The 12,205-nt window shown below is 73.8% G+C and carries 11 protein-coding genes; 1 reads left to right on the forward strand and 10 read right to left on the reverse strand.

The genetic code is table 11. The features are described from left to right. Window positions 1-166 precede the first annotated feature (166 nt). Window positions 167-2,605, forward strand: a complete 2,439-nt coding sequence (locus tag DPM19_RS33260; protein ID WP_407642580.1) for an AAA family ATPase — start codon at window positions 167-169, stop codon at window positions 2,603-2,605. Window positions 2,606-2,784: 179 nt separating this feature from the next. Here the strand turns inward: DPM19_RS33260 and DPM19_RS33265 are convergent, their stop codons facing one another. The 10 genes from DPM19_RS33265 to DPM19_RS33310 form a co-directional block, all read right to left on the reverse strand. Then, entirely contained in the window at window positions 2,785-3,639 is an 855-nt protein-coding gene (locus DPM19_RS33265; RefSeq protein ID WP_111872071.1) for a 5-oxoprolinase subunit C family protein, read from the reverse strand. After that, on the reverse strand, window positions 3,636-4,277 hold the full coding sequence (gene pxpB / locus DPM19_RS33270; RefSeq protein ID WP_111872072.1) for a 5-oxoprolinase subunit PxpB: 642 nt from the start codon (window positions 4,275-4,277) through the stop codon (window positions 3,636-3,638). Before pxpB ends, DPM19_RS33265 begins: the two co-directional genes overlap by 4 nt. Before the next feature lie 19 nt (window positions 4,278-4,296). Beyond that, complete coding sequence (locus DPM19_RS33275; RefSeq protein WP_111872073.1) at window positions 4,297-5,085, reverse strand: LamB/YcsF family protein; 789 nt, start codon at window positions 5,083-5,085, stop codon at window positions 4,297-4,299. 25 nt (window positions 5,086-5,110) lie between these two features. Continuing rightward, window positions 5,111-5,479 carry a hypothetical protein gene (locus tag DPM19_RS33280; protein WP_111872074.1) on the reverse strand — a complete coding sequence of 123 codons (369 nt, stop codon included), beginning with the start codon at window positions 5,477-5,479 and terminating at the stop codon, window positions 5,111-5,113. Next, complete coding sequence (locus DPM19_RS33285; RefSeq protein WP_111872075.1) at window positions 5,476-7,158, reverse strand: SseB family protein; 1,683 nt, start codon at window positions 7,156-7,158, stop codon at window positions 5,476-5,478. Before DPM19_RS33285 ends, DPM19_RS33280 begins: the two co-directional genes overlap by 4 nt. A gap of 49 nt (window positions 7,159-7,207) precedes the next feature. Further along, window positions 7,208-8,467 carry a TY-Chap domain-containing protein gene (locus DPM19_RS33290; RefSeq protein WP_233511078.1) on the reverse strand — a complete coding sequence of 420 codons (1,260 nt, stop codon included), beginning with the start codon at window positions 8,465-8,467 and terminating at the stop codon, window positions 7,208-7,210. Window positions 8,468-8,643: 176 nt separating this feature from the next. Further along, window positions 8,644-10,212 carry a hypothetical protein gene (locus DPM19_RS33295; RefSeq protein ID WP_407642581.1) on the reverse strand — a complete coding sequence of 523 codons (1,569 nt, stop codon included), beginning with the start codon at window positions 10,210-10,212 and terminating at the stop codon, window positions 8,644-8,646. 180 nt (window positions 10,213-10,392) lie between these two features. Continuing rightward, window positions 10,393-10,644: a hypothetical protein gene (locus DPM19_RS33300; RefSeq protein ID WP_111872077.1), complete on the reverse strand. Its 252-nt coding sequence runs from the start codon at window positions 10,642-10,644 to the stop codon at window positions 10,393-10,395. Between the two features lie 129 nt (window positions 10,645-10,773). Next, window positions 10,774-11,367: a cytochrome b/b6 domain-containing protein gene (locus tag DPM19_RS33305; RefSeq protein ID WP_111872078.1), complete on the reverse strand. Its 594-nt coding sequence runs from the start codon at window positions 11,365-11,367 to the stop codon at window positions 10,774-10,776. Next, complete coding sequence (locus DPM19_RS33310; protein WP_199485420.1) at window positions 11,354-12,058, reverse strand: molybdopterin-dependent oxidoreductase; 705 nt, start codon at window positions 12,056-12,058, stop codon at window positions 11,354-11,356. The genes DPM19_RS33305 and DPM19_RS33310 overlap by 14 nt, the downstream gene beginning before the upstream one ends. Window positions 12,059-12,205: the final 147 nt, after the last annotated feature.

Here is a 12,205-nt window from a genome sequence, read left to right on the forward strand (position 1 = left end):
GCGTTCGCCCGGCGTTCTCGCCCGCATCGTGCGATCGTTCCCGCATGTCCGTAAAGAGGGAGGCGCCTGGGGCACCGATATCTCCAGTAGGGCACGATCGGATGATCCTTGCGCCGATTGGGTGTTTGATGCTGCCCTTCGTGCGGGATCCTGCGCTATACACGGCATGATGCGACAGTTCGGTAGATCTCGCTCCCGCCCGGCGGCAGGGGCCGCGGCGCGGGATCTCTTCGAACGCCTGCGATGGAGATATTTTCAGTTTCAACCAGGGGTCCGTTTCCTCACCGGGCTGCTGATCATCGGGCTGGCCGTCGCGGTGGCGGTCCTGACCGGCGGGCCGGTTCCGCTGGTGGGCGTCCTCGTCGTGATCTTCGTGGTGGTCATGCACCTCACCCTGCGCTCACCGGTCGGCATGGCCGTCGTCATCGTCGTCGCCTGCTGGCTGGCCGCGGCCGTCCCGCTGGGCCGGCTGTATCCCACCGCCGAGCACCAGGCGCCGCTGCTGGCCCTGCTCGCACTGCCGGTCGCCTTCGTGGCGTTCCGGCTGCGCGCCTACGCCCCCTGGCGGACCGCGCTGATCGCGCTGACCACCGCGGGGATGGCCACCGCGGCCGCCGTCGGCCCGCTGCCCCACCTGAACGTCGCACCCGCCTGGCTGGCGGCCCTGCTGGTGCTCGCCTACCGCTGGGACCAGGCCCGCCGGGCCGTGCCCGCGGAGGCGTACGAGACCGGTTGGGTGCAGGAGAACGACTCCTACTCGGCCGGGGTCCCGGCCGCCACCCAGGCCGCCTACGAACGCGCCGCCGCTCAGACCGCGCCCGAGCCCGTCCGCGAGACGGCCCGCCCGGCCGAACCCGCCGAGACCGGGCCGGCGGACCCGCCGGAGATCTCGGTCCGCGACGCCCTGGCCGAACTGGAGAAGATGGTCGGCCTGGCGCCGGTCAAGCGGCAGGTCCGCTCCATCGCGGCCTCGATCGAGGCGGCCCACCTGCGTGCCGAGGCCGGGGTGCCGACCGAGAAGCCGATGCGGCACTTCGTGTTCGTGGGCCCTTCGGGGACCGGGAAGACCACCGTGGCCCGGGTGCTGGCCAAGATCTTCTATGCCTTCGGCCTGCTGCCGGCCGCCACCGTGGTGGAGGCACAGCGCGCCGACCTGGTCGGAGATCACCTGGGCGCCACCGCGATCAAGACCAACCAGCTCGTCGACTCCGCGCTCGGCGGGGTGCTGTTCGTCGACGAGGCGTACGCGCTGGTCAACGCCGCCGAGGGGCAGCCCGACCGGTTCGGCAACGAGGCCGTGCAGACGCTGCTCAAGCGGGCCGAGGACGACCGGGAGAACCTGGTGATCATCCTGGCCGGGTACGAGCAGCAGATGGAGGAGTTCCTCGACTCCAACCCCGGCCTGGCCTCCCGGTTCGGCACCCGGGTCCGGTTCCCGTCCTACCGGCCGGAGGAACTGCTGAGCATCGCCGAGTACCAGACGGGCCTGCGCGAGGACCGGCTGGACCCCGCCGCCCGCGACCGGCTGCGCGACCGGTTCGAGGAGGTCTGGCGGCGCGGCATCATCGACCAGCTCGGCAACGGCCGGTTCGTCCGTTCCCTCACCGAGGGCGCCGCCCGGGCCCGTGACCTGCGTGTGGTCGGCTCCGGAACCGCCCCGACGCCCGAGGAGCTGGTGACCCTCCACGCCGCCGATGTCGAGACCGCGTTCGCCGAGGTCACCGAGCGGTACCGGGGGTACGCGGAGACCCCCACGCTGGAGGAGGCGCTGGGCTCGCTCGACGCGATGATCGGGCTGGCACCGGTCAAGCGGCAGGTCCGCGAGATCGCCGCCCAGCTCCAGGTGGCGAAAATGCGCCGGGAACAGGGGCTGGTCGCCAACCCGCCGATGCGGCACTTCGTGTTCACCGGCCCGCCCGGCACCGGCAAGACCACCGTGGCGCGGGTGCTCGGCCGGATCTTCGCCGCGCTGGGGCTGCTCCCGCGGCCGGCCGTGGTGGAGGCGCAGCGTGCCGACCTGGTCGGGGAGCACCTGGGCGCCACCGCGATCAAGACCAACAAGGTGGTCGACTCCGCGCTCGGCGGGGTGCTGTTCATCGACGAGGCGTACGCGCTGGTCAACCCGGGATACTCCGGGGGCGACGCGTTCGGCGCCGAGGCGGTGCAGACGCTGCTCAAACGGGCCGAGGACGACCGGGAACGGCTCGTGGTCGTGCTGGCCGGCTACGAGGCCGACATGGACCGGTTGCTGGGCTCCAACCCCGGGCTGAACTCGCGGTTCGACGTCCGGGTGGCGTTCCCCTCCTACGGCCCCGACGAGTTGCTGGAGATCGCCCAGGTGATCGCCGCGCAGGGCGGCGACCAGTGGGCCGACCCCGCCCTCGACGACCTCGCCGGGATCTTCCAGCGGGTCTGCGGGCGGGGCTGGATCGACCGGCTGGGCAACGGCCGGTTCGTCCGGTCCCTGTACGAGAAGTCCTGTGCGCTGCGCGACGTCCGGGCGGCCACCCTCGGCGCCGCCGCCACCACCGCCGACCTCACGGTCGTGACCGCGGACGACGTCCGTATGGCCTACGAGGAGCTCACCGCCCGGCTGCGCGGCTGATCCCGAGCGGCCGCTCCCGGAATGTCACCGGCGGCCCCTGAGGTCGGCGGGATGGAGACGGTGACGTGGGGTCAGGTGCCGGCCTGGCGGATGCGGCGGCAGTTCCCGCAGCCCCGAGCGGTTGGGGACCGCAGGGCTGAGGATCGGGCGGTCGGAGGCGAGTCGGGCCGGTCCCGAGGTCAGCGACCGCGGAGCCGGAAACGGACCTGCTGGCCGGGGCGGAGCTGGGCGGCGGCCGGCAGGTCGGCGGCGGCGACGACGGCGATGACCGGGTAACCGCCGGTGGTGGGGTGGTCGGCGAGGAAGAGGATGGGCAGCCCGTCGGGCGGCACCTGCAGCGCACCGGTGACCATGCCCTCGCTGGCCAGCTCACCGGACCGGACCCGCTCCAGCGCGGGCCCCGCCAGCCGCACCCCGACCCGGTTGCTCTGCGCCGTCACCTCGTACGGCCGCGCGGTCAGGGTGGCGAGCGCGGCGGGGGAGAACCAGTCGTCGCGCGGGCCGGGCATGACGCGCAGCACCGGCGCGTCCGCCGGCGGCGCCACGGGCGCGACGTCGACGTCGGGCACGGCTGCCGGCGTGGCGCCGACCGGCAGGTGGTCGCCCGCCGCCAGCGGCGCGGGGCCGAGCCTTGACAGCAGGTCGGTGGAGCGGCTGCCGAGCACCGGAGGGACGTCCAGCCCGCCGCGCACGGCCAGGTAGGTGCGCAGCCCCCGGTCCGGTGTGCCGAACTCCACCAGCGTCCCCTCAGGGACGAAACAGGGCGCACAGGCCGCCGCGGCCCGGCCGCCCACCAGGACCGGGACGGGCGCCCCGGTGACGGCGATCCACGCCCGGCGGTGGAAACGCAGCGCGGCCCCGCCCAGGGTGAGCTCCAGCCCCGCCGCGCCCTCGGGATTGCCCACCAGCCGGTTGGCCAGCGCCAGGCTCCGCCGGTCGGCCGCGCCCGAGCCGGGTACCCCCAGGTGCGCCAGCCCCGGCCGCCCCAGGTCCTGCACCGTCGCCAGCGGCCCGGGCCGCACCACCTCGATCATGATGGCCGGAAGCGGACACGTGTGCCGGGCTGGAGCAGGGACGGCGGATCGCGGTCGATGTCCCACAGCGCGACCCGGGTGCGGCCCAGGAGCCGCCAGCCACCGGGCGACCCGGCCGGGTAGACCGCCGAGTAGGGGCCCGCGATCGCGACCGACCCCGCCGGCACCGTGGTGCGCGGGGTGGCGCGCCGGGGCACGTGCAGCCGGGGATCGAGGCCGGTCAGGTAACCGAAGCCCGGGGAGAAACCCAGGTAGGCCACCACGTACGAGGCCGCCGCGTGCCGCTCGACGACCTCGGCGGGGGACAGCCCGGTCAGCTCCGCCACCTCCGCCAGGTCGGCGCCGTCGTAGGTCACCGGCAGCTCCACCGGGGCGTCGCCCGCCCCGGCCGGCTCCGGTAGCGGCAGGTCCGCGATCCGGGCGGCCAGCCAGGCCGGATCGCAGCGCGCCGGGTCGACGGTGACCAGCACCGTGCGCTCACCGGGCACCACGTCGATCACCCCGTCGATGACACCGTCGATCACCCCGCCGGAGGGGTCGGCGGTGTCGGCCAGCAGTGCCGCCCGCAGCCGGTGCGCGGTGGCCGGATCCCCGGTTTCCACCAGCAGCGCCGCGTCCCCGGCGCGCCGCACCCTCACCGCCGGATCCGGGTGCGGCTCACGCCGGCCCGCCCGGGGAGGTGAAGGGCCGCAGGCGCACGTCCGCGGCGAGCAACGCGGCGCGGACGGCGCGGGCCAGTTCGACGGCGCCGGGGGTGTCGCCGTGCACGCAGATCGACCGCACCTCCAGCGGCACCTCCACGCCGTCCGCGGCGGTGACCGAGCCGTCCACCGCCATCCGGACCGCGCGGCGGGCCACGGCGCCGGGATCGTGGATCACGGCTCCGGGGGAGCGCCGGGACACCAGCGTCCCGTCGGCCGTATAGGCGCGGTCGGCGTACCCCTCCGGGACGACCGGCACCCGCTCGGCCTCCGTCCCGGGACCGGTGGCGGCGTGGACCGCCGAGCCGGGCAGGGCCAGGACCGGGAGCGCCGGGTCGTAGGCGGCGACGGCGGCGACCACGGCCCGCGCCTGCCCGGGGTCGCGTGCGATCCGGTTGTAGAGCGCGCCGTGCGGTTTGACGTAGCCCACCCGGCCGCCCTCGGCCCGGGCGATGCCGTCGAGCGCGGCGATCTGGTAGAGCACTTCGGCGGTCAGCTCAGCCGGCGCGACGTCCATCTCCCGGCGGCCGAAACCGGCCAGGTCGCGGTAGGAGACCTGGGCGCCGATCGCGACCCCGCGCTCGACCGCCGCGGCGCACACCCGACGCATGATCAGCGGGTCGCCCGCGTGGAAACCGCAGGCCACGTTGGCGCTCGTCACCACGTCGAGCAGGGCGAGGTCGTCGCCGAGCCGCCAGACACCGAACCCCTCGCCCAGGTCGGCGTTAAGGTCGATCACGGTCATGGCCCCAGGTGTACCACCCGGCCGGTCAGACGCGCTCCTCGCGCAGGTCGTGGATCTCCGTTCGCGGGGCCCACGCCTGGTAGACGCCGCGGTCGAACGCCTCCAGCCCCAGCCGCTCGGCCACCGGTGCCTGGCCGCCGGTGTACTCGACCCGCACCCACTCCTCGTGCTCACCGAGCACCTGGAAGGGCTCGCCGCGCCAGGTGCACACCGTGCTCACGTACGTGAGGTGGTCGAGCTCCTCCGGCGGGACGAGCCGGACGTGGCGGCTCCGGGTCACCTCGTTGAAACCCTCGGCGGGGGAGGCGGTGTACAGCCGGATCCGCGGGCCGTCCGGGCTCGCCTCGTACTCGGTACCGCGCCAGCCTGCGTAGAAACCGTGCCGGATGCTCATCGCTTCTCCCCGGGCCGGACCCAGGCCTGGACGTCGGCGTCGTACGCCGCCACGAACCGCTCGCCGAACCTGGTGATCTGGTACATCTCGGCGCCGTGCGGCAGGCGCTGACTGTCGATCTTGAATTCGGGGATCGGGGCGCCGTCCCCCGGCGCGTAACCCGTCCCCGGGAAGGGCGGCTTCTCGATCACCCAGCCCTCCGGAATGGCCCGCATCGACGCCTCGTCCACCCCACCGTACGGCGTCTTGAACAGGGCCCGTTTCACCGCGGGCCAGCGGATCACGTGGATCGCCTCGTCGAGGATGGAGAACGGCGAGCCCTCGTAGGTCAGGCCGAGCTCGCGGACCAGCCGTTCGGGGTTGGTCAGCTCGGCGACGTCCTGCACCCGGTGCACGTAGCCGGCGACCCGGTCGTAGCCGCCCTCCAGGTAGTGCGGCACCTGCGCGGGCGGGACGGGCTTCTGCATGATCGTGGTGGCCGGGGCGGGCGGCGGCTGCGGGGCGGGGGCGGGCCCGGAACCGGGCCGGGTGGTGGCCTGCCGGCGCCCGCCGGAGCCGGACCGGGCCAGCCGCTCGATGGTCCCCGCGTCGATGTAGGCGGCGCTGGGCAGGCCGGCGTTGACCGCCAGCTCCCACTCGGGCCGGGGCCAGCTCCGCGCCAGCTCGGGGAACGTGGTCTGCCGGAAATGCGTCGCCTGGCCGCGCAGCGACCGCTCCATCGCCTCGGGCGAGGTGAAGGCCAGGACGTAGGTCCCGTCGTTGAACGTGGCGGTGGCGTACCGGGTGGTCCCGTCGGACGCGCCGGTGGGCAGCGGCACGTACAGGTCGTTGTCGAGCAGTACCCGGAAGTAGCCGTGCTGGTCGCCGCGCTCCTTGGCCTCCATGAGCAGTTTCTCCACCGTCTCGGCGGGCGGAGCGGCCGGAACGGGGTTCGGAACCGGCTGCGGCTGCGGCCGGGGCGGGACGGTGGCCGCGGGCCGGGGCTGCGGCGGAACCGCGGCGGCGGGTTGCGGCCGGGGCTGCGGCGGAACTGCGACGGCGGGTTGCGGCTGGGGCTGCGGCGGGACCGCGGCCGCGGGCCGGCGTTGGGGCTGGGGCGGAACCGTGGCCGCGGGCTGTGACCGCGGCCGGGGCGCGACCGGGGGCGCGGGCTCGGCGGGGACCGCTCCGGCGGCGCTCTCCTGCCGGAGCGGCTCGGGCTCGGGCGGGTGCTCGGCCAGCAGCGACTCGTCCACCGGGCGCAGACCCAGGTCGGGCAGGGACAGCGAGCCGCCGTCGGGCCCGTTCTGGTTGGCTTCGTAGACCAGCTCCGTGAGCGAGCGCACCCGGTACACCTCATGCAGCGCGCTCACCATCTGGCCGGCCAGATGGGCGCACTCCCGGGAGTGCTCGGCGGTGAAGTCCTCGGGATCGACGGGCAGCGGTACCTGCCGCCACCAGTTTTCCCGGTTGCGGCCGTCGGGGGCGTGCCAGCCGAGTCCTTCCAGCCGCTGTTCCTGCCGCTGTGTCATCGGCTCCGGGAGGAACGTGTTGCTGACCGCCTCGGCGTCCAGCGCGTTCGCGTACCGCATCGCCTGGACGTAGGGGAACCCGCCGACCCCCTGGACGATCAGGAACGAGTTGTCCGGCAGGCGCATCAGCTCACGGGTCAGCCGCTTGGCGAGTTCTTGCCAGTCCACTCGGTTCAACTCCCGCAAACGTTGTCGTTGGGCGGAAACGGTAGCGCGGTCAGTCGGCCTGCCGGTCAGAGGACGGGTCAGGGGGCCCACCGGGCGAGGCCCGCCGGCCGTCGGGTTGCACGGGAGTCCAGGTCCCGGTCACCGGGTCGTAGACGGCGACCGGCAGTTCCTGGCCGTACCGCCACAGCCGGGTGCCCGGGGGCACCTGGAGCGGCGGGACGGCCGGCCGGGACGGCTCCGGCGGTGGCACGGGCTCGGGCGTGGTCACCACGGCGTCCACGGTGGCGGCCTGCGCGGCGGTGCGGAGCTGGGCGTCCAGCCGGGCGACCGTGACCGAGTCGAGGTGGACTTCGCTGGGCAGCCCGGGGTTGACCGCGAGTGACCAGGAGGGGTCGGGCCAGGCGGCGGCGAGCTCGCCGATGCTCGTCCGGCGGGGTGGGGCGGCCTGCGCGCCCAGCGCGCGGACCAGCGACAGGGGCGAGGTGAACACCACGACGTAGGTGCCGCCGCCGATCACCGTGGTGGGGAGCGCCCGGTCGCCGCCGGGGGGAAGGGCCAGCTCGGCGCCGGCCAGCAGGTCGAAGTAGGTGGTGTGGTCGCCGCGCCGCTTGGCGTCGGCCAGCCGGGCCTCCAGGCCGTCCTCGGCGGGTGCCGGCGGGACCGGAGCGGGAACGGGGGAGCCGGGCGGGGGACCGGTGGGTGCGGCCAGGTACGGCTCGGGCACGGCGCTCGGTTCCCGCGACAGCGGGGTGCCGTTGGGCTGGTGCGGCTCGGGGGCGTCCGCCCGGTCCCGCGACAGCCGCGTCCCGTTGGGCTGGTGCGGTTCCGGGCCGGGCGGTGTCGGCGCGGCCCGGCGCTCGGTCACCCTGCTCGGGTCGGCGACCGGGATCCCGAGGTCGGTCAGTTCGATCAGCCCGTTGCCGTGCCGGCGGAGCGCCTCGTGCAGCAGGTCGGCCGGTCGCCGCACGCCCTGCACGTCGCGGAGCGCGGTCACCATCATGTCGGCCAGCCGGGCGTGGTCGGCGGCGGTGGCGAACGGCGGCAGATCGGTCCACCAGTTGCGCGGCGACGGGTCGCCGGGCGGGCGCCAGCCGGCCTCGGCCATGACCTCCTCGTCGGCGGGCTTGAGCAGCAGCGGATCGGAGAGGAAGTGGTTGCTCACGGCCTCGGCGTAGAGCCGTTCGGGCTCGCGCACGGCTTGGACGTAGTGGCGGTCTTCGTCGCGTTCGCGCACGATCAGGATGGTGTCGTGCTCGAGACCCGCCAGTTCACGGCCGAGGCGTACGGCGAACTCGGACCACTCCAACAAGATCACTCCTTACCGGCGTCGGTCACCGACCCGCCTCGACCCGGAACGGGGATCCGCCGGGCGATGACCGCGTCATCTCCATCGTCTTCGCGGTCACGTCTCCGGGGAGCGGCCTCACCCCGAAGGTCCGATAATCGCGGTCTCCGGGGGCTGTGGCAAACGGCGCCCCCTGGCTCTCACTCCGGCGGCGGCCCGTGGCGCAGCGCCCGCAGCGCTGCCCGGAGGGCGACCGGATCCTTCCCGTACTGGTCGACCGCCTCGATCAGCCGGTGCAGGATCTCATGGCGCTCGTATCCCACGTCCAGCAGCGCCTGGGCGGTGTCCCACAGCTGCGGGGGATCGCCGGCCCACAGCCGCGCGGCGAGCCGTTCGTGCGCGGCCAGGTGTGCCTCGCTCGCGCCGGGGTGCTCGAACTCCAGCATGATCCGCCGGTCGGCGGGATCGGCCGGATCGAGGGTGGAGAGGTCGACCGAGCCGTGCCGTCCGCTCAGGAAGGGCAGCGCGAACGCCCGCCGCGGCAGTGCCTCGAGCTCGCCGTCGGGCAGCAGCCGGTCGACCAGCTCGCGCTCCAGGCCGAAGGTGGTCGGATGGCGGTAGGCCTCGGCGAACTTGCCGGTGGCGTCCCACAGCGCGTCCAGGGTCGCCCGGATGGCCCGCTCGGGCAGCCCGATGCGCCGGCCGGCCCAGCGCACCCAGGCGGCGAGCACGTGCGGCATGGCTTCCTGCTCCGCGGGTGACAGGAGGACCTTGCGCGGCAGCCAGTCGAGCATGAAGAGCTCGCACTTGGTCGGGCTGACGCGCAGCGGCCGGCCGAAGTCGTAGGTGCAGCCGTAGTCGATGATGCGGTCGACGCACCGGCCGGCCGAGGTGAGGTCCGACAGTTCCTCGGCCTCGGCGGAGGCCAGGAACTGGGCGGCCATGGTGGCCCGCTGGTCACTGCTGTACATCGGCGGCTGGGGACGGCGCCCGCCTGGCGGTAGCGTCCGCACCCGGGCCCGCAGGAACGCGTGGTAGGAGCCGAAGGACTTGTCGACCGGCGGGTCGTGCATCTGGGCGGTGATCGCCAGAGCGGCCTCCAGGATGGCCCGGGCCGTTCTCGGGTCGAGCGGCCCGAACGTGGCCAGCGGATTCTCGGTGTTCTCCCGCCGGCAGTGCGCGAGCAGTTTGTCGACCTTGGAGGACACCCACGCGTCCCGGACCATGCCGCTGGTCGGGGGACGGCCCATGGGACGGGGCGCGCCGCCGCGGTTGTGGTCGACCGTCACGACGAGGGCGTGCAGATCGGTGTCCCCGTAGGTATAGGTGCAGATGATCGTGTCCTGGTCGCCGTAGACGTCGCGGGAGAGGTAGCACCCGGACAGGGCGGCCATGCCGATCCGGTCGGCCCAGCCGGGGCGCGCCACGCCGCGGTCCATCAGTTCCAGGGCGGCCTGCTCGGCCAGCGTGGCCTGCCGGGCGGTGCCGAGGTAGGCCATGCCGGTCAGCAGTGCCAGTGCCGCCGGGGTGCCGGCCTTGGCCGCATGGCCGGCCAGCGGCTCGCCGATGAGTTCGTCGACGTCGCCGTTGTCGAGCCGCTGCCCCCACCAGGAGCCGAAGATCTCGCTGACCATCAACTCGGCGTCCAGCGGGCTGCGTACCGCGAGTAGTTCCCGGGCGTGCCGGAGCATGCCGTCGAAGATCGCGAAGAGCTCGTCCGAGGGCGGGCGGCCGCTTCCCGGGGGATGGCGGCGGCTGCGGGGACTCACCAACTCACCTTCTCAGACGCACCCCCGGCGCTGAGCCGGAACGTCACCGCGACGGAGCGGACCCGTGCCGGGAACGTCCGTACGGAAGCACCGTTCATGTTCGAAGAGTCACCCTACCGCGCCGGGGAACCCTGACCGGGACCGAACTCGATGATCGAGAACGGCCACGTACACGGTATGTCAGAAGCGACCGCGGGAGCGCACCGGCCGCCCGGACGGCGGCCGCGACTTGATCATTCCGGTCAGGTGTTCGCGCGCCACCCGCTCGATGATTTCGGGCGTCGGATCGAGGCCCAGATGGGTGACGCAGGCTTCCACGTCGGCAACGCAACGTTCCACGGTGGCCGGCGGAATCGGGACGAACTCGGCGGCCAACCGCTGGGCCGTCGCGTCGTGCGACGATGATGAGCGTCCGGCCAGTGCAGGCACCATGTGCAGACCCTCCACACGCAGGTTTGATCAGGAGGAAGAACCGAAATCGGTCCAATTCCCCCGAAAACCCATTCCAGCGCGTTCGCCGGGAGAGTCAAGGGCCCAGCGGCCGGTATCGGCCGGCTTAACCTAGTGTTTTCGTACCGCATCCCAGGCGGGGTGGTGCCGTGCCGCCCACCGGGCGTCGACGGTCCCGGTCGTGATCCCCGCCAGCGCGCCCCGATCGCGCATCGCGAACCACAGGTGCCCCAGGAACATCACCAGGATCGCGATCGTCAGCCAGTCGTGGACGAACGTGGCCCCGGTCCGCAGCCGGTCCGGCCACGGCCCCGGCCAGGTGAGCATCACGCCGGTGCCGAACATCACCAGGATCGCCCCGGCGACGAAGGCCGCGTTCAGCTTCTGCCCCGCGTTGAACTTGCCCGGCGCGGCCGGCCGGCCGCGCAGCCAGTCGCGGTCGCGCCGGCCGAAGCGGTTCAGCAGCCGCACGTCCTCCCGGAAGGCCCGGGACGCCCAGCCGAGCAGCACGGGCAGCGGCAGCGCCAGCCCCGCCACCACGTGCAGCGTCTTGATCGGCCCGCGCCGGCCGACCGCCGCCGCGATTTCGGGGACGTACAGGCAGGCCGCGGTGACCAGACAGATGATCATCAGCGCCGCGGTCGCGTGGTGCACCGCCAGTTCGGCCCGGGTGAACCGGCGCAGCCGCCGCTCAGGTCGCTTCATCGCTGCGCCCGTTCGACCGCCCCACCCACGCGTCGACGTCGTAGCCGCGCCGTTCCCAGTAGCCCGGCACGACCCGCCGGGTCAGCTCGATGCCGCCCAGCCACTTGAGCGACTTGTACCCGTACATGGGGGCGACGTAGAGCCGCACCGGCCCGCCGTGGTCGTGCGTCACCGGCTTACCCAGCATCTCGGTGGCCACCAGCACGTCGCGGCGGCGCGCCTGGGACAGCGTCAGCGACTCGGTGTACTCGCCGTCGAACGAGCGGAACCGGACCGCGGTCGCCCCGTCGGCCACCCCGACCGCGTCCAGCAGGTCGGGCAGCGCGACGCCGGCCCAGGCGACGTCCTCCACCCGCCAGCCGGTCACGCACTGGAAGTCCCGGGTCAGCCGGGTCTGCGGCAGCGCCCGGAGGTCGGCCAGGGTGAACGTGCGGGGCCGCTCCGCCAGCCCGCCCACCGTCAGCCGGTAGTCGCGCTCGCCGCGCGGCGGCACGTCGCCTACCACGGAGTAGTAACGGAATCCGCCCGCCGCCGGGATGATCCCGCCGATCGGGGCGAGCGCCCGGTTCACCTGACTTTGCAGGCCGGCGCCCACCGCCACCCCGGCCGCCCCCAGGCCGAGCATGCCGAGGACGATCCGCCGCCCCACCGGGGCGCCGGAGCCGTCGGCCTCGATGTCGTCGCTGGTCACCTTGACAGTGGAACATCCGGCACGCGCGCCGGCCAGACCCTTGCCGCGGGCGTAAGCGTTCCGTCATATCTGTGACGCCCGGCACGGAACGGCCGTTCTTTGCCGGACCCAGCCCCCGTTCCGGCCGTGGAGCGCCTATCATCGACT

The organism is Actinomadura craniellae (assembly GCF_003289645.1).
Classification (GTDB): Bacteria; Actinomycetota; Actinomycetes; order Streptosporangiales; family Streptosporangiaceae; genus Actinomadura_D; species Actinomadura_D craniellae.